This window comes from Thalassospira sp. B30-1, assembly GCF_015767575.1.
GTDB classification, from domain to species: domain Bacteria; phylum Pseudomonadota; class Alphaproteobacteria; order Rhodospirillales; family Thalassospiraceae; genus Thalassospira; species Thalassospira xiamenensis.
On record NZ_CP065232.1, the window covers coordinates 3963298 to 3982670 of the forward strand.

Here is a 19373-nt window from a genome sequence, read left to right on the forward strand (position 1 = left end):
CTCACTCTGCCGAAGCCACAGAAACCGGCGACGGCAGATCAACCGACGCGAATTTCTCCTGGGCCTGTGCGACCCATGCTTCGTATTCTTCCATGGTCACGGCCTTGACCGCGATCGGCATGTAGGCGTGGTTCACGCCACACAGTTCCGAACACTGACCATAGAAGGTGGTGCCTGCATATTCGCCCGGAATGCGGGTCCAGGTTTCGTTCAGGCGGCCCGGCACGGCATCCAGCTTGATGAACAGCGACGGCATGGCCCAGTTATGGATCACATCGTCCGATGTCATGATCAGGCGGATATTGGTGTCAACCGGCAGAACGACGGGGTTGTCCACATCCAGAAGGCGCATCTTGCCCTCTGCAACGGCGGTTTCCTCGTCGATCATCAGGGAATCGAACGTGAAATTGCCGCTGTCGGGATATTCATACGTCCAGTACCACTGCTTGCCGATGATCTTCAGCGTCATATCGGCGTCTTCGACGCGGTCTGCGAAATACAGCAGACGGAACGACGGGATCGCGATAATCAGAAGGATCAGGACCGGCGCCACGGTCCATACGATTTCAAGAAGCGTATGGTGGGTGGTCTTGGACGGGATGGGATTCCGTTTCCGGCTAAAGCGGAAAAGAACATAAAGCAACAACAGCAGGACGATCACCGTAACGGCGGTCATCAGCCATGTCAGAAGAATAAAGAAATCATGGCCCTGTACAGCCACCGGCGAAACCGGGTGCTGAAGACCCAGTTGCCATGGCTCAGGCTGACCAACCGCGGCAAGCGCGGCACTATCCAGTCCGGTCAGAACTGCCAATCCCAGCAAAAGAATGGGAAACAGCATCTTGATCGACATGCGAATCTGCCCCCTCGCATTACATCTCAAGGCAATTTGTCCAAAGGAAAGCCACATCGTGACCCTCGACATATACGAACATAACGGGTTGTTCGTTCATCGAAAAGGTATGCCGTGATGACTCAACCATAAATCGGCATAGCCACCAGGATCGCGACGTAACATCAGACAAACCTGATTTTCAAACCCGCATGCACTGCGGCACAACGGTATGGAAGGCGAATAGCCTATCTTAACAGCCTGTTCCAGAAAAAACCTCGCTGCGTTGCACAAAAATATTACTTTTCCTTTCAGGAATTTAGCGCATGGGTTCAATTTTTTTCTAAATCCAATCGCCTACCCTTGCGATAGAAATGGTGCCATTCCTCATCGCGCCGGACCATCATAGCCCGCTTTGCTGCCACGCAACAGACAGGGCAAAATTATCCTTTAGGCGATACAAACCGCAGGTAAAATCCTTATTTAAGTACGGATTTATCGGCATCCCCCGAACGACGCGTGTTTTACCGCCAGAATCACCCCCGTTTGCCCACTTTATCCACAGGCAAAACCATCACAATCAATCATTTACCCTGTTCCGAGTCGTAAAATCATCACTCCCCGTTTCAACACCGGGCCCGGCATGCCCCGACCGCACGCATGAAGTTTTTCGAATGCACCGCACAAAGGTTGATAAACGCTGCGATCTCTGTGATTGTAATCACAAGGAAATCACCGGAAAAAAGCGCACCGGCTTCCGTATTTCGGGACACGAAACCTACATAAAAACGCGCAGATGCCTTTAATTGAGGGAATCTTCCCCAATATCAGGGGAATGGTCTTGCCAAACTGATCGTTTGGCTGAAACCATTCTATGCAAAAGTATTATATTTTTCTGTTCCGGGATGATTTGTGGATTATCATCGGAACAGGATTACCGTGACGTTTCAGATCGAGGTTCGCTCATGTCCCGCCAAGGAAGCAAAAAGCTTTTCACCGCAGAGCTCCGGCTGCTCAACAAGCTGGAAAGTATGAGTGATATCGTCTCCCTGCCGCTACCGGCCCCGTCCCCTGATGGCGGCGGCGCAGTGGGTGGCACGGATATGTCGACACTCCATAATGCGATCGAGGATCTGAAGGCAGAACTTCTGTCCGACATCCGCATCATGATGGAAGAACAGAAGAAGCTGAATGCGCGCGCCGATGATGATGATCAGGACGACGCCCGCAAAGAGCTTCGCATGCTCAAGACCGAAATTCGCGCCCTTGCCAATTCCATTCAGGAAACCAAGCGCGAAATCGCCGCCCTCTATACCGCGCCGGACGACAGCAGCGGCACGCGGATCAACATCGTCAAGGGCGAACTTGATTCCGTCGTCGCCGCGACCGAGGATGCCACCGCCAACATCCTTGAAACCGTCGAAAAAATCGATGCGGTTGCCCATAATATCCGCTCTGCCGCCCCCGATGACTATACCCAGGGGCTTGCCGACGACATCGTTGATCTGGTGGTCAAGGTGTTTGAATCGTGCAACTTCCAGGATCTGACCGGGCAGCGCATCACCAAAGTCGTCAACACCATGAAATATATCGAGGAACGCGTCACCCGCGTGATCGAAATCTGGGGCGAGGATGACTTTGGCGAATTCGATCTGCCCGCCGACCCCAAAGGTCAGGACAATCTCGATAAAACCGTTACCCGCGCGCCGCAAAACGTCGAACGCGTCAGTCAGGACGAAATCGATCAGATCTTCTCGCAGGAAGAAATCGACGCCCTGTTTGACTGATCCGTTTATTGGCCTGAAACGTCACCAAAACACCAAAGCCTGCCGGAAACGGCAGGCTTTTTCACGTGCAGAGTTTGGTCCCGTGGCCTTAGGCGTGGCCCGCTTCGCCTGAAAGAAGTTCCGGGGCAAAACCCAGCTTGGCAAAGGCCTGTTCCCATTTGTCTTCGCAATCAACACCAAACAGAAGGTCGGCATCGGCATCGACATGCAGCCAGCCATTGGCAAGAATCTCGTTTTCAAGCTGCCCGCTGCGCCATCCGGCATAGCCAAGGGCCAGAATACTGCTTTTCGGGCCTTCGCCGAGCGCAATCTGTTCAAGGATATCGACCGTTGCCGTCACCGAAACACCCGGATCGACATGCAATGTCGCCTCGTTCTCAAAATCGGTGCTGTGCAGAACAAAGCCCCGCCCGCTTTCGACCGGTCCGCCGAAATGCACCTGAATATCTTCAATCGTCGGTGCCGGGCGCGCAATGCCAAGCTGTTCAAGCAATTCCGGGAAGGTGATGCTGTCAATCAGCCGGTTGATCACCAGCCCCATCGCCCCATCCTCGTTATGGGCACAGATATAGACCACGCTTTGCGAAAAGCGGGGGTCACGCATGCCCGGCATCGCCACAAGCAGCTTCCCTTCCAGATATTCGCCAGTGTGTTCTTTAATTCCCATTCCCGAACTTTTCCTGTTTTGCTCATACAAACCTAACGCGATCCGTCGCCCATTACCACCGAAAGCCACCTTTGCCTGAAAACAGTCCAAAAATGACATTGATCAAAGCCGAAACGCGCCACTGCTTTACATGTAGGTAGCCAGACAGGCAATCGACAGCAATCGCCTGGTAAAAAGATGGTGTTCCTGATCACATCACCGGGCACACCACCGATCAACCCACCAGGCACACGAGCCGGTAACGCAGTCGTGCCTTGCTTTGAACATCAACCGGGATTAGCCATCATTTCCATGGCATCCTGGGGCGTGCCGGTGGCACAAAGCCCGGTTTTGTGCCATATCCACCAAACGGAATGTCATCGTGCCCGTTTCGAAAACCAGAAGGAACCACCCGTGATCCGGTCTTTGCCTGTCATCCTTGGCCTGTTTATCGCAGCCCTCGCCCCCCTGGGTATCGGGGCGGGCACAGGGGCGCATGCGCAAACCGCCGCCAGCAACCGGGTTGACGAGGATTTCGCATCGGTCCGCCTGCTAAGCGCGCGCGACGCCATCAATGGCCGCGATGAAATCCGCCTTGGTCTTGAATTCGAACTTGAGCCCGACTGGAAAATCTATTGGCGCAGTGCCGGTGATGCCGGTTTCCCGCCGCAGCTCGACTGGGCCGGATCAACCAACATCGGCGATGGCGAAATCCGCTGGCCCGCGCCGCACCGTTTCTCGATCTTTGGCCTCGAAACATTCGGCTACAAGGATCACATCATCCTGCCGATTGATGTCCCCGTGACCGATCCCGCACAGGCCGCCCATATCGAGCTTGATGTCGATTATCTGGTCTGCAGCGATGTCTGCATCCCCGCACAGGCCCACCTTACCCTTGATATCCCGGCAAGTCTTTCGGGCGGCACGGATGGCGATAACCCCGCCATCAGCAGCTTTGCCCATGACATCGAAAAATTCGCATCCCGCGTCCCGCTTCGCGGGGACAACCTGCCAATGTCGGTCACCGATATCTGGCAGTCGGTCGACGCATCGGGCGAAAAGGACAAAACATTTCTCAATGTCGCCGTCTCGGGTCTTGATCAAACCGCGACCGACCCGGTTGAAATCCTGATCGAAGGCAATGTCCGCCTTGGCTTTGGCGTGCCGGTCCCGACCGCAACCGATAACGCAACCGGCACACAGCAATTCCGGATCCCGATCTATGGCCTGAAAGACGGTCAGACCACGATTGGCGATGACGTGATCGTCACCGTCATTGCGGGGCCCCTTGCCATCGAACAGGACTGCCAGATCGCCGCTGCCCCGTCTGGTTCTGCCACCAGCAGCAACACCGTTTCCGGCACCAGCATCGCCGCCACCAGCCTCTGGCTGATCGGCGCGCTGGCCCTTCTGGGCGGCTTTATCCTGAATTTCATGCCCTGCGTCCTGCCGGTCCTCTCGATCAAGGTCATGTCGGCGATGAAGGCCCAGGGTGCCGAACGCAGTGCCACCCGCCGTGGCTTCCTTGCCAGTGCGGCGGGCATCATCACATCCTTCTGGCTGATTGCGGCCGTCCTGATCGGCATCAAGCTTGCGGGCGGCACGATTGGCTGGGGCATCCAGTTCCAGCAACCGCTGTTCCTGACCGTGATGACCATCATCGTCGCCCTGTTTGCCTTCAATATGTGGGGCCTGTTTGAAATCAACGGTCCGGCTGAACTCGGCAATGCTGCTAATGATGCCATCACCACGCGCGAACAATCCGGAAGCCACCTTGGCGGTCATTTCCTGACCGGCATGTTTGCCACCCTGCTGGCAACCCCGTGCTCGGCCCCGTTCCTTGGCACCGCCGTTGGCTTTGCTTTGGCAGGCAGCAGCTTTGACATTTTCTGGATATTCACCCTGCTGGGTATCGGGCTTGCCATTCCTTATCTCGCGATTGCCGCCCGGCCCGAAATCGCCCGCCTTCTGCCCAAGCCGGGCCGCTGGATGGGCTTTGTCAAAGGGGTTCTGGGCGTGGCCCTTGCCGGGACCGCCATCTGGCTGCTGTCGGTTCTGGCGGTTCAGATCGGCATGGGCGGGGCGATTGCAGTTGGTGTCGCCCTTGTGATCGCGGGCATCCTTCTGTTTGCCCGCCACCGCACGACGGTGCAGAAACGCAAATTTGCTTTTACAGCACTTGCCACCCTTGGCGTGCTGGCCGCCCTGTTTGCACCGGGCTTTTCCAAGGCCCCGCTCAAGAACACCGCATCGCGCACCAGCACCGAAACCCTGCCGTGGCGGCCCTTCGCCCCGGATGAAATCGCCCGCCATGTTGCCGATGGCAAAACCGTGCTGGTCGATATTACCGCCGAATGGTGCGTGACCTGTCAGGTCAATAAAAAGCTGGTCCTTGAAACCGACGATATGACCGCTGCCCTGACCGCCGATGACGTCATCCTGATGCAGGGCGACTGGACCCGTCCCGATCCGGTGATTTCGCAATATCTGGCGGGTTATGGCCGCTATGGCATTCCGTTCAATGCCGTATTCGGGCCCAAGGCACCGGACGGTGTTCTGCTGTCCGAACTGCTCGGCAAACAGGAAGTCCTTGATGCCATCGCCCGCGCATCTGGTGGTACCGACCTTGTGAAAAAGTGATGTGATGCACATCTTTTCGGGATCACGATAAACCGTGACAAAGATTTGAAACCATCGAAACCCCAACGGATATGATTGAAGATCAACCCGTTTTGCTGTTTGATGGCCCTAGAGCCTTTTCCGTTGGGATTGAAGCGTTTTGCCGGAGGCATTCTTCTGTCCCGCAAGGAAGGGATCGCAGAGCGTAGCGGGGCTACGGTCAAGATCCCTGACGCTGCGGGGCAGAAGAATGTCCCGGCCCGAAGGGTTCGGGTTTGGCGAACAAAATCGCTTCAATCCCAACGGAAAAGGCTCTACCCAATCACCAGAACAAGGGCGGCAATCAAGCCCCCCGCATGACGGAGAAAACCCCATGACCATCGAAGTCGGCAGCAAACTTCCCGAAGTCACGCTTTTCCGCGCCACCGCCGACGGCCCCGAAGCCGTCAACACCAACGAATTTTTCGCCGGTCGCAAGGTCGTTGTCTTTGCCGTGCCGGGCGCTTTCACCCCGACCTGCTCGGCCAAACATCTGCCGGGCTTCGTTGCCAATGCCGATGCCATCAAGGCAAAGGGTGTTGATGAAATCGTCTGCCTGGCATCGAACGATGCCTTTGTTCTGAACGCTTGGGCAAAGGCCGAAAATGCCGGTGAAAACATCACCATGCTGTCCGATGGCGACCTCGCCTTCGTTAGCAAGACCGGCCTTGAACTCGACCTGACCGGTCGCGGTCTTGGCAAACGCGCCAACCGCTTTGCCATGATTGTCGATGACGGCAAGGTCACCGATCTTGCGGTCGAGGAACCCGGCGCCTTTGACGTGTCGAGTGCCGAAACCGTGCTGGGCAAACTCTAAGCCCGAAACACCTGCAAAAAGCAAAAAGCTCCGCCTGATCCGCGGAGCTTTTTATTTTGATGCCGCATCCTTGGGGGCAGGCCCCTAACGCGGCAGCAAAACCGGTATTGGTTCTGACCGGCTGTCAAAATCGCATTCAAAAGTCGGGTCGGTGTGTTTGGCAATGAAATGCACCACACCTTCGCGGAAATCTTCCTTGATCGGCGACCAGCTCATGAAGACACCGCCGCGATTGTCATATTCGCGAATGTCACGGTCATGGGACAGTTCAACAAAACTGTGGCCCAGATCTTCGGTGGCCCCGGCGACAAGCCATGACGGTTTGATCCCGCCATGCCACAGCAGATAGACACCGCCAACATTGTCAAGTTTCAGCTCGCTGAAATCATCGATCATGAACAGGCGATAATACTCGCCACGCGGGCTTTTCCGCCATTTGATATCTTGTGCCTTTGGCTGGCGCAAAGTGCCAAGCGACCAGAATCCCATTTCATCCTCCAAGCGCACCAAAACGCGCGCAACTGCCCGTCACACGCATCCCAACGCTGCTTTTGTTTTTTGTGAATTCGACTATATCGGAAAACCGTAAACTTTTGGTTGACCGATGAGAAGTCGGAAATTCGTAAAATCTTGTTTCCGAACAAGACTTCTTCAGGGTTTCAACCCTGAATATAAGATCATCACCCCGATTTGGAAATACTCAGTCGAACAATTTGTCGATGTCGTCCTGACTGATCCCCTCGCCTTCCAACTGCGGACCATTCAGAAGATCGTCATCCTCGTTCTTCGGCGTCCCGTCATCATTTTCGGGAACCGGCAGATCGCTAAAGGCATCCTCGCCCCAGATCAGGATCATGTTGTGAACCCGTTCTTCAACGAATTCAAGGGTCCGAACCACCTTGTTGATGCGCTGGCCGGTGATGTCCTGGAAGTTACAGGACTCGAAAACCTTGGTGACCAGAAACGCGATCTGTTCGACATGTTCGGCCACAAAGTCGGATGGTGCCGAATTTTTAAGCGTCATCGCCAGATCGTCGATCTGTTCGGCGGATTCAAGGATCGTATGCGTTGCCATTTCCGTATCCTTGATGATCGCATCAAGTTCGGTGGTCGCACTGACAAGGCGGTCATCCTCGGCCTTCGGATGACGCAGCGACGCGATCTGCATCTTCGCCCTGTGAATATGTTCGTTCATTTCCTCGATCTGCTTGCGGATCAGTTCAAGGTCGTCTTTGTCCGGTTCCGACGCACCCGGACGATTGCTATGGGTAAAATTGCTGCTGACCGGATCGGGCAATACATCCATCGCATCACCATCCGATGCCGGTGCGATATGGGCGGCATCAATACTGCCACCGGCACGCACCGCATCGCGCAGTTGGGCGACTTCCGACCTCAGGGCACGAATTTCATCAAGTACAGCCTGATTGATCCCGGATGCCTCAACGGTCGCAGCCGGTTTCGGCGCTGGCAATGGCGCACCTGCACCCATACCGGTTTCAAGCGTCGGATCGAAAAAGGAATCCGACCAATCTTCCACCACACCACCCGAACGTTCTTTTAAACGGCGTTCTGCGGTGAAAACCTTCTGCACGCGACGTGTCATGGCTGACTTCAATCCTCCGGCAACGGGCTTGACCCGATCCCTGTTCCCCCGATCACCCACCCCCGTGGTCAGATGATCACATTAAAACGAGTATAAGGGTCCAGATTGCTACAAGTCCAATGGGTTTCAAGAACAAGCCTTTGAAAAAGAACACCCCGGCCAGATGACCGGGGTGCGCAAAAAGGTTATGTTGCGTTGCAAATCAAGCAGTTTCAGGCATCCAGCGCAGAACCGGCTTTCTTGCCGCTGCCGTTTCGTCAAGACGACGACGCGGTGTCAGATACGGCGCATTTTTAAAGAATTCCGCATCGCCCGATTCTGCCTTGGCCACCAATGCCAGCACCGCATCGCAGAACTGATCAATCGATTCCTTGGTTTCGGTTTCCGTCGGCTCGATCAAAAGCGCGCCATGCACCACCAGCGGGAAATACATGGTCATCGGGTGGAAGCCCTCGTCTATGATCGCCTTCGCCAGATCCAGCGTCGAAACACCGGTATCTTTCAGGAAATCATCGTCAAACAGCGCTTCGTGCATGCAATAGCCGGGGAATGCCACGCTCAGCTTGTCTTTCAGACGCGCCAGAAGATAGTTGGCATTCAGCACCGCATCGCCCGATGCCTGACGCAATCCATCCGCGCCATGGCTTTTCATATAAGACAGCGCCCGAATGAACATGCCCATCTGACCGTGGAAGCCTTTCAGACGACCGAACGGCTTTTTGCCATCCTGTTCTTCGGCGGTTTCCACCAGATGGAATTTCTCGCCCTTGCGCACGACATAGGGGATCGGTGCAAACGGGGCCAGTGCGTCGGAAAACACAACCGGACCCGAACCCGGTCCACCGCCGCCATGCGGGGTCGAAAAGGTCTTGTGCAGGTTGATATGCATCGCATCAATGCCAAGATCGGCCGGGCGCACCCGTCCGACAATCGCGTTGAAGTTCGCCCCGTCGCAATAGAAATACCCACCGGCCGCATGGACCAGATCGGCAATCTTGCGAACGTCGCGCTCAAACAGCCCGCAGGTATTCGGGTTGGTCAGCATGATACCCGCCACATCGTCGCCAAGCTTGGCTTCGAACGCGGCAAGGTCCACACGGCCATCTTCGGTGGCCGGGATCGAATCAACCGTGAAACCACATGCCGCGGCCGTTGCCGGGTTGGTCCCGTGGGCTGATTCCGGCACCAGAACACGACGACGGTTTTCACCGCGCGCATCAAGGGCCGCACGGATCGCCATCATGCCGCAAAGTTCACCCTGCGCACCCGCTGCGGGCGACATGGAAACGGCGGGCATCCCGGTCAGAACCAGCAACCAGTGCGCGCAACTGTCAATCAGTTCAAGCGCCCCCTGCACCGTGCTTTCGGGCTGCATCGGATGCAGGTCGGCAAGACCGGGCATACGCGCAACCTTTTCGTTCAGGCGCGGGTTGTGTTTCATCGTGCACGAACCCAGCGGGAAGAAGCCGGAATCAATGCCAAAGTTTTTTTGCGACAGGCGCGTGAAATGACGCACCACCTGCGGCTCGGACAGGCCCGGCAAACCAACATCGCTATCGCGATCAAGGCCGCCAAGGCGTGATTTGATGCCCGCTGGCTTCGGAAGGTCAACACCGGTACGACCCGGTTCGCCCTGTTCGAAAATCAGCTTCTCCTCAAGAACGAGGCCGCGGTTACCGGTATGGGTGGTAAAGCTCATGCCAGCACCTCCTTCAATGCAGACGCAAGGTCCGCGATGTCTTCGTCGGTGTTGGTTTCGGTCGCCGCCACCAGCATGTAATGGTCCAGATCGTCACGGTTCGGATACAGGCGCGACAACGGAACGCCACCAAGGATACCCTTGGCAACCAGTGCCTCGACCACCTCGGCTGCCGGTTTGGCAAGCTTGACGGTGAACTCGTTAAAGAAGCTGTCATTGACAACTTCCGCACCCGGTACCGCATCAATCGCATCGGCGGTCTTGCAGGCGGTTTCATGGTTAAGCGTTGCCACACCACGATACCCGTCTTCCCCCAGAAGGCTCATATGCACCGTAAAGGCCAACGAACACAGACCGGAATTGGTGCAGATGTTCGATGTCGCCTTTTCGCGGCGGATATGTTGTTCACGGGTCGAAAGCGTCAGAACAAAACCGCGCTTGCCGTCCTGATCAACCGTTTCACCACACAGGCGACCGGGCATCTGGCGTACCAGTTTGCTGGTCGTGGCAAACAGACCAACATATGGCCCGCCATAGTTCAGGTTGTTACCAATCGACTGGCCTTCGCCGCAGACGATGTCCGCGCCAAAGCTGCCCGGCGATTTGACCGCGCCAAACGCCATCGCCTCGGTAAAGACCACGATCAGAAGCGCACCCTTGGCATGGCACGCATCCGCAAGCTTCGTGTGGTCCTGAATACGGCCGAAAACGTCTGGATACTGGACCACGACGCAGGCGGTCTGATCATCAATCAGATCGTCAAGCTCGTCGGCGGTTGCCTGCTTTTCCGGGTGCCCGTCGCGACCGGCAACTTCGGTATCGCTATACTGGCAATAGGTTTCCGTGACTTCACGGTAATGCGGATGCAGACCACCCGACAGAACCGCTTTCTTGCGCCGTGTTGCGCGGCACGCCATCAGAACGGCTTCCGCGCACGACGTTGCCCCGTCCCACATCGATGCGTTGGCCACATCCATGCCGGTGATCGATGCCACCTGGGTCTGGAATTCGAACAGATACTGCAACGTACCCTGCGCGATTTCCGGCTGATAGGGGGTATAGGCCGTCAGGAATTCACCACGCTGGATGATGTAATCGACCGTGGCCGGAACATGGTGGCGATACGCCCCCGCACCCAGGAAGCTCGGCACGCTGGCCGTGCCCATGTTTTTGGCGGCCATTTTCGCCATGTCGCGTTCGACCTGCAATTCGCCCAGATGATGGGGCAGATCGACCGGCTCGGACAGCAGCGCGCCTTCGGGCACGTCGCTATATAATTCATCAACGGACTTTGCCCCGATGGTTTCAAGCATCGAGGCGCGATCCGCCTTGGTTAGCGGAAGATAACGCATATCTTAAAGGCCTTCGACAAAGTCTTTATACGCAGCTTCGTCCATCAGCTCATCAAGCTGGGACTCATCGGAAAGTTCCATGCGGAAGAACCAGCCATCGCTTTCCGGGGCTTCGTTCACCAGTGCCGGATTGTCATCAAGTTCTTCGTTGGCTTCGACAACGACACCATCAAGCGGCGCATAAACGTCGCTGGCGGCCTTGACCGATTCGACAACCGCCGCATCGCCATCCTTGGTCAGCTTTTTGCCAACTTCCGGCAGCTCGACATAAACGATATCGCCAAGCGACTGCTGGGCGTAATCGGTAATGCCAACGGTCGCGACACCGTCTTCATATTCAACCCATTCATGTTCCTGCGAGAATTTTTTAGCCATGGTAATTCGTCCCTGTAAGATCAGTTGTCTCTAAAATCTCGGTATCTTTTGCGGGCCGCAAACGCTGCCCGAACTCTTTTTTTTCTGATGATCAGCCGCGATAGTAACGATGTGCCGCAAACGGCAGTTCGACGATTTCCGCCGGGCGTGCCTTGCCGCGCACCATCAGATCGACTTTGGTACCCGGGGCGGCAAATTCAATTGCGACATATCCCATCGCAATCGGGCCATCCACGGTCGGGCCGAAACCACCGCTGGTGATTTCGCCAATTTCTTCGCCGTCACTGTTCAAGACCGGCGTATGTTCACGCGCCGGGGCCTTGCCTTCGGGTTTGATCCCGACACGTTTGCGATCCGCGCCATTGGCAAGCTGATCAAGGATGACATCCGCCCCCTTGAACCCGCCTTCTTCGCGACGACGCTTGTTGATGATCCAGTTAAGGTCGCCTTCGACCGGGGTGGTCGTGGTATCGATATCGTTGCCATACAGGCAAAGACCAGCTTCAAGACGCAGCGAATCACGCGCGCCAAGGCCAATCGCCTCGACCTCTTCCTCGGCCAACAACTTGCGCGCCAGCTCTTCGGCGCGCTCGTTCGGCACGGAAATCTCATACCCGTCTTCGCCGGTATAGCCCGACCGGGTAACAAAGCACGCGATACCGGCAATATCGATCTCGGCAAAGCTCATGAATTTCATATCGGCAACCGAGGGTGCAAACCGCGCCAGCACGCGGGCGGCGTCCGGGCCCTGCAAGGCCATCAACGCGCGGTCATCAATCTCGATCAGCTCGACACCGTTATCCAGATTGGCCCGCATATGGACAATGTCATCATCCTTGCACGCGGCATTGATCACCAGAAACAGGCTGTCGCCCGCATTGGTGATCATCAGATCATCCAAAATCGTGCCATCGTCATTGGTAAAGGCGGAATAACGGGTGCGGCCGGGTTTGAGGATCGCGATATCACCGGGCACCAGCTTTTCAAGCTCGGCCACGCGATTTTCGCCGGTCAGGCGGACCTGCCCCATATGCGAAACATCAAACAGACCGGCCTTCGCGCGGGTATGCAGATGTTCGCCCTTCACCCCCAACGGATATTGCACCGGCATGTCATAACCGGCGAACGGCACCATCTTGGCACCCAGTTCCACATGCAAATCATAAAGGGCGGTTTTCAGCAGTTCGGTTTGATGATCGGCCATCAAGGTCTCCAGACAGTCGTTGCGAAACATAGCCGACCAGTGGCCAACCACGTCCCCCTCTGTCTTGGAGCCTGAAAGAATCACAGCCGGTTTGAATACCGGTCTGCTTACATCTTCGGCGAGACGCACATCCATGTTCGATGCCGCCTGCTTTCCAGAGTCCCATCTCCCCGCGGTCCGTTTGCCTGAGAGTTTCCGGGGTGGTTGCTCCTTCGGCGTCCGCGCAATCCCTATCGATGTAATCACGCACATCGATCAAGACCGTGGCACTCTCCCACGGGGATCATTTGGGTATGCCCCCTTATACGGATTTGAATCCGACCAGACCAGCCCCAAAAATCATATCCTCTCCACCCCATCCATTGGTATGAGGATTAAAAGCCCTTTTTTTGCCCCTCCGGCAAATGCCCATTATTTTGTATGAGGATTACCGAAAACGAACTTTTGTTCAAAAACGAAAATCCCGCCACGCGAGGCGGGCGGGATTTGATTATTCACCAAAAATGAATAATAGGCCGGATTATTAATTTTTTCCGAAGCGTCGATTGTAATCAAGCTGATCGGCGCTTAGCTGGAAACCAAGGTAAATTTCATAGTCCGGACCGGCCCAGACATCATCCAGCGGCACGTTCAAAGTCACCTGCTCGTCGCGATAGCGCGCCAGGTTCAAATTGCTCGGAAACGCCATCTGAACATCGAACAGATTCTTCTGGATAAACTCGCCAGACGGGTCCTTAAGTGCTACGAAATACTGGAGTTTTGCGTTGCGCCCCTGTGCGGCCGGGCCCAGTTCGGCATTGATCACCGGGCTGATCACGACGTTCAGGATCTTGTCATCAAGGTCATAGCCGCAATCGCCCAGATAACCGCCAAATTCGGCTTCAAGGATCACATCGGTCAGGTCCTTGCCCTGACCGCTGAACTGCACCAATCGGGCGGTATCATTGGGCAGGAAGGCCCGCGGACATGCCGGAACCGGCTGCTCTTCGAACGGGTTGCTGCTGCACGCCGCCAGAAAACCGGCAAACGACACCAAACCCAATGCACAAACACGCCGCAGTCCGTTCGCAATCGTCATCCAAGCCTCTATAGAACTGGTCAAATTCGCTGTCATGCCCGGTCCGGGCACAACCGCGCGCAGTCTATTCGCTCCGATATGGCGACACAACCCGCTTCCGTTTCAAATCGCGGCATGGGGCCTAAATACATGGCCGGACATAGCTGAACATGCATCTTTACACGGTGTCTGTCATTGCGTGCACGGTGCTGGCAGGTTATGTAACGAAGACATTTGAATAACCGTGCCATCGCATGGCGCACATCATGAACATTCGGACCCGTATCATGTCTGACAAAGCCGACCTTCGGATCATCCTTGCCAACCCGCGCGGTTTCTGTGCCGGGGTGGATCGTGCGATCGAGATCGTCGAAAAGGCGCTGGTGAAGTATGGCGCGCCGGTCTATGTCCGCCACGAAATCGTCCACAATAAATTCGTGGTCGACCGCCTGCGCGACATGGGGGCTGTTTTTGTCGATGAACTCGATAGCGTCCCGGATGGCGTGCCAGTAATCTTTTCCGCGCACGGTGTACCGAAATCGGTCCCCGAAGCTGCCGAAAGCCGCCAGCTTGAATATCTTGATGCGACCTGCCCGCTGGTGTCCAAGGTCCATCGTGGTGCGGAACGCCACCATGCAGATGGCAAACATATCCTTCTGATCGGCCATGCCGGTCATCCCGAAGTCATCGGCACCATGGGGCAGTTGCCACCGGGCAGCATGACCCTGATCGAGACCGAAGAAGACGCCGAAAACCTTCAGGTCGAAAACCCCGAAAACCTGGCGTTTGTGACCCAGACCACCCTGTCGCTGGACGATACGGCCAAGATCATCTCGATCCTGCAACGCCGTTTTCCGGCGATCGAGGTCCCGAAGAAAGAAGACATCTGCTATGCGACCACCAACCGCCAACACGCGGTCAAGCTGATCGCAACCGATGCCGATGCCATTCTGGTTCTGGGCGCGCCAAACTCGTCAAACTCGAACCGTCTGGTCGAAGTCGCGAAACGCGAAGGATGTGACCGTTCGGTTCTGGTCGAACGCGCCAAGGATATCGACTGGTCCAAGCTTGACGGTATTTCGACGCTTGGCATTACTGCGGGCGCATCCGCCCCGGAAATTCTGGTCGAGGAAGTCATCGATGCCTGCCGGGAACGTTATAACGTCACGGTCGAAACCCTGACTTTGACCAATGAAAACGTCACCTTCAAGCTGCCCCGCCAGCTTGCCAGCTAACCCCGCCCTGATGCAGGAAATCCGGATATCCCATGGCCGTCTATACCGACGTTTCTGACGAAGATATCGCCCGTTTTGTTGCCGAATACGATATCGGCACCGTGATTTCGTTCAAGGGAATCGCCGAGGGTGTCGAAAATACCAACTTCCTGCTTCAGACCGATCAGGCATCCTTCATCCTGACCCTGTATGAAAAGCGTGTGAACCCGGATGACCTGCCGTTCTATCTGGGCCTGATGGATCATCTGTCGGCCAAGGGGCTGAATTGCCCGACACCGATCCACGGCAAGGACGGGGTCGCGTTACGCCGTTTGTGCGGACGTCCGGCCGCCATCACATCCTTCCTGAACGGCATGTCGCCGCGCCGGATCATGCCCCATCACTGCACCGGGCTTGGTGCGGCACTGGCACACTTGCACACCGCCGGTCAGGATTTCGACATGTATCTTGGCAATGCGCTAAGTGTTACGGGCTGGCGCCCGCTGTTTGAAAGCTGCCGTACCGATGCTAACGGCGTTCAGCCCGGCCTTGAAAAACTGATCGAGGATGAACTGGCCTTTCTTGAAGCCAACTGGCCCCATCAGTTGCCTGCGGGCGTGATCCATGCCGACCTTTTCCCCGATAATGTGTTTTTCTTCCCGGGCAAGGATGACGTATCGGGCCTGATCGATTTCTATTTCGCGTGCAATGACCTTCTGGCCTATGACATTGCGATCTGCATGAATGCGTGGTGTTTCGAACCTGATAACAGTTTCAACGTCACCAAGGCGCGCAACCTTCTGTCAAGCTATGGCAAGGTGCGCACATTGTCCGATGACGAAATGGCCGCCCTTCCGATCCTTGCGCGCGGGGCGTCATTGCGGTTCCTGCTGACCCGTCTTTATGACTGGATCAACACGCCCAAGGATGCGCTGGTCACACCGAAAAACCCACGCGAATACATCAATAAACTGCGCTTTCATCAGCGGATCGACAGTGCCAGCGCCTATGGCCTGGGCGAGGAATAGAATTACATGACCGGAACGGACAATAAACGCGTCGAGATTTATACCGACGGCGCGTGCAGCGGCAACCCCGGCCCCGGTGGCTGGGGCGCGATCCTGCGATTTAATGGCGTGGAAAAGGAAATGTCGGGCGGCGATCCGGAAACCACCAACAACCGCATGGAAATGATGGCCGCCATCAGTGCGCTTGAAGCGTTGAAACGCCCCTGTGTGGTCGATATCTACACCGACAGCAGCTATGTCCGCGACGGAATTACCAAATGGATTTTCGGCTGGCAGAAACGCGGCTGGAAAACGGCGGATAAAAAGCCCGTCAAGAATGTCGAGCTTTGGCAAAGGCTTCTGGAAGCTCTTAAAACGCATAAAGTTGAATGGCACTGGGTCAAAGGACACGCCGGACACCCGGAAAACGAACGATGCGATGAACTCGCCCGTCAGGCCGTGCCGAAATAAATCCGCCCTAAATAAGAAATCCGAAATAAACTGGCATACAAGTGCTTGAAGCTGCTGCACTTCGATCCAAAATAGATGGATCGGATTGCTTTTTGTGAACGCTATATGAAAAAAATGAAATCAAACTTGCTTTTGGGCTGACTTCCAGATTGAGTAACGTCAGTGTCAGGGATGTTGGACCCCGTCCTAAGGTCGGGTATGGTTGCCATTAACTAGTCGATAGTGGGTGCCGAGGAGAAATACGCTTGTCGCGCGGATCGTACGGCTTTTTACAACGGAAGTCGCTTAGCAGCCGATTGCTTTTTATCGCGCTGCCGCTGGTTTCCTTGTTCTCCCTCGCGCTGTTCGTTGTCTTCGGATACGTCAGTTACACGGTTCTGCGTGACGACCTGACTGAAAAAATCGAACAGACCGCCGACATCAATGCCCGCGTTCTGGCGACACCGTTCTGGTATCTGGATGTCGACAATATCGAATCCGCCCTGAATGCCATGAGCCGGGATCGCGATATTGTCGCCGTGCTGGCACTGGGCGCTGACGGCACCGAATTTGCCCATACCGGCGTGTCACAATCCGAACTGAACGACACCCTGCGTCTGTCACGGCGCGTGTTCTTTGAACGCAATAATGTGCGTCATGACGTCGGCGAACTTGTGATTTACTTCACAGAAGCCCGCGTTCAGGATTTGCTGTTCCGCCGGATGGTGATCGACATGATCCTGTTCGGTCTGCTGATTGCGGTTGTCGCCGCCAGCCTTCTGATCGCCAACAAACGGTCGATCAAGGAACCGCTGAACCGGCTTTTGCATTCCATCCGCATGACCAAGCATGGCCGCCTGCGCCGTCCGGTGGAATGGAACAGTTCGGATGAACTGGGTCTTCTGATCCGCGAATATAATGAAATGGTGACCCTGCAAGGGCAGGCACAGGAAGAAGCCCAGCGCAAACAGGCCCTTCTGGAAGCAACCCTTCACAATATCGGCCAAGGCATATGCCTGTTCGATCAGGACCTGAACCTGATGGTCTGGAACGAACGCTATATCGAATTGCTGAACCTGCCGCGCGATCTGGTCAAGGAAGGAACGCCACTTTCCGATATACTGCGTTACAACGCCGAACGCGGCGAATATGGCGATGTCAGCATTCAGGCCCTGATTTCCGACCGGGTGGCGATTGCGCGCCGTCGCGAACCGTACCGCATGGAACGCACCCGCCCGAATGGCCGGGTCGTTCAGGTGGACCACAACCCGATGCCCGGCGGCGGTTACGTTGCGACCTATACCGACATTACCGAACGCAAACAGACCGAAGCCCGCATGCGCCATCTCGCCGTGCATGACGTCCTGACCAGCCTGCCGAACCGCACCCTGTTCCTTGACCGTCTGCGTCAGGCATTGCTATCCGCCCGCAGGTTCCAGCGCGGGGTCACGGTGCTGTTTGTCGATCTGGACCGGTTCAAGGACATCAACGATCACTTTGGCCATGATGTCGGCGATCTGATGATCCAAGAAATGGGGCAGCGCCTGTCGCGGATCATCCGTGATTCCGATACCGCCGCCCGCCTTGGCGGCGATGAATTCGCCATCATCCAGACCGATGTCCAGAATATCGAAGACACCATTGCCCTTGCCCAGCGCATCATTGATGAACTTTGCCAACCGTTCGATTGCCGCGGCATCCGCCTGCATTCAACCGCCAGTGTCGGCATCACGCTGTTCCCAGAAGACGGCGAAAATCCCGAACAACTGGTCAAAAACGCCGATATGGCGATGTATGCTGCCAAGGCCGAAGGGCGCAACAATTACCGGTTCTTCCTGCCGTCGATGCACGAGAGGGTCAAGGAACGCAAAACCATCGAAGAAGATCTGCGCAACGCGCTCGAATATGATCAGCTTGAACTTTACTATCAGCCGAAAATCGACTGCCGCACCGAGCGGGTTGTCGGGGCGGAGGCACTGGTGCGCTGGCACCACCCGGATCGTGGCCTGATCCTGCCGGGCGAATTCATTTCGGTGGCCGAGGAATGCGGCCTGATCAACCGGCTGGGCGCATGGGTTATGAACAAGGCCTGCCAACAGACGCAAATCTGGCGGGAAACCACGTTGCCGGGCCTTCGGATCGCGGTGAACCTGTCACCGGCACAGTTCCAGGATGCCGAACTGGTCCGTTCTGTTACCAAAATCATGGATCAGACCCGCCTGCCCGATGGCACGCTGGAACTGGAAATCACCGAATCGATCCTGATGAACAACCCGGAAAAGGCCGTTTCAACACTGAACGAGCTTAAGGCCCTTGGCGTGCGGATCGCGATTGACGATTTCGGCACCGGTTACTCATCGCTGAACTATCTGAAACGTTTCCCGGTTTCGTCGATCAAGATCGACCGGTCGTTTGTCAACGACATCCATGTCGATATGGATGACAAGGCGATTGTCGATGCGGTGATCGGCCTGGGCCACAGCCTTAATCTTGAAGTCGTCGCCGAAGGTGTCGAAGAAGTCGAACAGCACGAATATCTGCGCGACAAGGGATGCGACTTCATTCAGGGCTTCCTGTTTGCCAAACCGTTGCCCGCCGCAACCTTTGAAAGCTGGGTTCTTGAACGCCAGGGCGGTCAACCGGCACGGGTTGCCGTCAAGAGCTGACGG

Annotated in this window: 16 protein-coding genes and 2 riboswitches; of the genes, 7 read left to right on the forward strand and 9 right to left on the reverse strand. The window is 56.0% G+C overall.

All coding sequences use genetic code 11. The features are described 5' to 3' along the window. Position 1: 1 nt before the first annotated feature. Positions 2 to 853 carry a cytochrome c oxidase subunit II gene (gene coxB / locus IT971_RS18630; RefSeq protein ID WP_007092276.1) on the reverse strand — a complete coding sequence of 284 codons (852 nt, stop codon included), beginning with the start codon at positions 851 to 853 and terminating at the stop codon, positions 2 to 4. 944 nt (positions 854 to 1797) lie between these two features. Here coxB and IT971_RS18635 point away from each other — a divergent pair. After that, positions 1798 to 2619 (forward strand): hypothetical protein, encoded by an 822-nt coding sequence (locus IT971_RS18635; protein WP_007092277.1) that lies wholly within the window; start codon positions 1798 to 1800, stop codon positions 2617 to 2619. An 88-nt stretch (positions 2620 to 2707) separates the two neighbouring features. Here the strand turns inward: IT971_RS18635 and IT971_RS18640 are convergent, their stop codons facing one another. Continuing rightward, positions 2708 to 3286 carry a YqgE/AlgH family protein gene (locus IT971_RS18640; RefSeq protein ID WP_065701830.1) on the reverse strand — a complete coding sequence of 193 codons (579 nt, stop codon included), beginning with the start codon at positions 3284 to 3286 and terminating at the stop codon, positions 2708 to 2710. Positions 3287 to 3679: 393 nt separating this feature from the next. Between IT971_RS18640 and IT971_RS18645 the strand changes: the two genes are divergently transcribed. Continuing rightward, a complete protein-coding gene (locus IT971_RS18645; protein ID WP_223304872.1) occupies positions 3680 to 5905 on the forward strand; it encodes a protein-disulfide reductase DsbD in 2226 nt (741 codons plus the stop codon). 352 nt (positions 5906 to 6257) lie between these two features. Continuing rightward, positions 6258 to 6740: a peroxiredoxin gene (locus tag IT971_RS18650; protein WP_007092280.1), complete on the forward strand. Its 483-nt coding sequence runs from the start codon at positions 6258 to 6260 to the stop codon at positions 6738 to 6740. Positions 6741 to 6824: 84 nt separating this feature from the next. On the opposite strand, the gene IT971_RS18655 is transcribed toward IT971_RS18650, so the two are convergent. The 7 genes from IT971_RS18655 to IT971_RS18685 all read right to left on the reverse strand — a co-directional run bounded on the left by IT971_RS18655 (position 6825) and on the right by IT971_RS18685 (position 14090). Next, positions 6825 to 7229 carry a hypothetical protein gene (locus IT971_RS18655; protein WP_007092281.1) on the reverse strand — a complete coding sequence of 135 codons (405 nt, stop codon included), beginning with the start codon at positions 7227 to 7229 and terminating at the stop codon, positions 6825 to 6827. Between the two features lie 211 nt (positions 7230 to 7440). Next, complete coding sequence (locus tag IT971_RS18660) at positions 7441 to 8346, reverse strand: protein phosphatase CheZ (RefSeq protein WP_065701832.1); 906 nt, start codon at positions 8344 to 8346, stop codon at positions 7441 to 7443. 202 nt (positions 8347 to 8548) lie between these two features. Beyond that, positions 8549 to 10045 (reverse strand): aminomethyl-transferring glycine dehydrogenase subunit GcvPB, encoded by a 1497-nt coding sequence (gcvPB, locus tag IT971_RS18665; RefSeq protein ID WP_062961255.1) that lies wholly within the window; start codon positions 10043 to 10045, stop codon positions 8549 to 8551. Continuing rightward, positions 10042 to 11397, reverse strand: a complete 1356-nt coding sequence (gene gcvPA, locus IT971_RS18670) for an aminomethyl-transferring glycine dehydrogenase subunit GcvPA (protein WP_065701833.1) — start codon at positions 11395 to 11397, stop codon at positions 10042 to 10044. The genes gcvPB and gcvPA overlap by 4 nt, the downstream gene beginning before the upstream one ends. A gap of 3 nt (positions 11398 to 11400) precedes the next feature. After that, positions 11401 to 11772, reverse strand: a complete 372-nt coding sequence (gene gcvH, locus IT971_RS18675; protein WP_007092285.1) for a glycine cleavage system protein GcvH — start codon at positions 11770 to 11772, stop codon at positions 11401 to 11403. Positions 11773 to 11863: 91 nt separating this feature from the next. Next, the gene (gene gcvT / locus IT971_RS18680) at positions 11864 to 12976 is read right to left on the reverse strand and encodes a glycine cleavage system aminomethyltransferase GcvT (RefSeq protein ID WP_065701834.1); all 1113 of its coding nucleotides are present in this window, start codon (positions 12974 to 12976) and stop codon (positions 11864 to 11866) included. Between the two features lie 57 nt (positions 12977 to 13033). Then, a riboswitch (glycine riboswitch) is annotated at positions 13034 to 13136 on the reverse strand. A gap of 3 nt (positions 13137 to 13139) precedes the next feature. Then, positions 13140 to 13263, reverse strand: a riboswitch (glycine riboswitch). Between the two features lie 236 nt (positions 13264 to 13499). Then, on the reverse strand, positions 13500 to 14090 hold the full coding sequence (locus IT971_RS18685; RefSeq protein WP_247643533.1) for a hypothetical protein: 591 nt from the start codon (positions 14088 to 14090) through the stop codon (positions 13500 to 13502). A 230-nt stretch (positions 14091 to 14320) separates the two neighbouring features. Between IT971_RS18685 and ispH the strand changes: the two genes are divergently transcribed. The 4 genes from ispH to IT971_RS18705 all read left to right on the forward strand — a co-directional run bounded on the left by ispH (position 14321) and on the right by IT971_RS18705 (position 19370). Continuing rightward, positions 14321 to 15268 (forward strand): 4-hydroxy-3-methylbut-2-enyl diphosphate reductase, encoded by a 948-nt coding sequence (gene ispH, locus IT971_RS18690; RefSeq protein WP_007092365.1) that lies wholly within the window; start codon positions 14321 to 14323, stop codon positions 15266 to 15268. Between the two features lie 32 nt (positions 15269 to 15300). Then, the gene (locus IT971_RS18695; protein WP_065701836.1) at positions 15301 to 16275 is read left to right on the forward strand and encodes a homoserine kinase; all 975 of its coding nucleotides are present in this window, start codon (positions 15301 to 15303) and stop codon (positions 16273 to 16275) included. A 6-nt stretch (positions 16276 to 16281) separates the two neighbouring features. Then, positions 16282 to 16725 (forward strand): ribonuclease HI, encoded by a 444-nt coding sequence (gene rnhA, locus IT971_RS18700; RefSeq protein WP_007092363.1) that lies wholly within the window; start codon positions 16282 to 16284, stop codon positions 16723 to 16725. Between the two features lie 245 nt (positions 16726 to 16970). Then, the gene (locus IT971_RS18705) at positions 16971 to 19370 is read left to right on the forward strand and encodes a bifunctional diguanylate cyclase/phosphodiesterase (protein ID WP_223304874.1); all 2400 of its coding nucleotides are present in this window, start codon (positions 16971 to 16973) and stop codon (positions 19368 to 19370) included. Positions 19371 to 19373: the final 3 nt, after the last annotated feature.

What these genes read in the sequence shown, in the direction of transcription:
- IT971_RS18660 (WP_065701832.1), bottom strand. Translation starts at nt 8,346, where the DNA reads ATGACACGTCGCGTGCAGAAGGTTTTCACCGCAGAACGCCGTTTAAAA.
- coxB (WP_007092276.1), bottom strand. Translation starts at nt 853, where the DNA reads ATGTCGATCAAGATGCTGTTTCCCATTCTTTTGCTGGGATTGGCAGTT.
- IT971_RS18685 (WP_247643533.1), bottom strand. Translation starts at nt 14,090, where the DNA reads ATGACAGCGAATTTGACCAGTTCTATAGAGGCTTGGATGACGATTGCG.
- rnhA (WP_007092363.1), top strand. Translation starts at nt 16,282, where the DNA reads ATGACCGGAACGGACAATAAACGCGTCGAGATTTATACCGACGGCGCG.
- IT971_RS18695 (WP_065701836.1), top strand. Translation starts at nt 15,301, where the DNA reads ATGGCCGTCTATACCGACGTTTCTGACGAAGATATCGCCCGTTTTGTT.
- gcvH (WP_007092285.1), bottom strand. Translation starts at nt 11,772, where the DNA reads ATGGCTAAAAAATTCTCGCAGGAACATGAATGGGTTGAATATGAAGAC.
- IT971_RS18655 (WP_007092281.1), bottom strand. Translation starts at nt 7,229, where the DNA reads ATGGGATTCTGGTCGCTTGGCACTTTGCGCCAGCCAAAGGCACAAGAT.
- IT971_RS18635 (WP_007092277.1), top strand. Translation starts at nt 1,798, where the DNA reads ATGTCCCGCCAAGGAAGCAAAAAGCTTTTCACCGCAGAGCTCCGGCTG.
- IT971_RS18640 (WP_065701830.1), bottom strand. Translation starts at nt 3,286, where the DNA reads ATGGGAATTAAAGAACACACTGGCGAATATCTGGAAGGGAAGCTGCTT.
- gcvPA (WP_065701833.1), bottom strand. Translation starts at nt 11,397, where the DNA reads ATGCGTTATCTTCCGCTAACCAAGGCGGATCGCGCCTCGATGCTTGAA.
- ispH (WP_007092365.1), top strand. Translation starts at nt 14,321, where the DNA reads ATGTCTGACAAAGCCGACCTTCGGATCATCCTTGCCAACCCGCGCGGT.
- IT971_RS18650 (WP_007092280.1), top strand. Translation starts at nt 6,258, where the DNA reads ATGACCATCGAAGTCGGCAGCAAACTTCCCGAAGTCACGCTTTTCCGC.
- gcvPB (WP_062961255.1), bottom strand. Translation starts at nt 10,045, where the DNA reads ATGAGCTTTACCACCCATACCGGTAACCGCGGCCTCGTTCTTGAGGAG.
- gcvT (WP_065701834.1), bottom strand. Translation starts at nt 12,976, where the DNA reads ATGGCCGATCATCAAACCGAACTGCTGAAAACCGCCCTTTATGATTTG.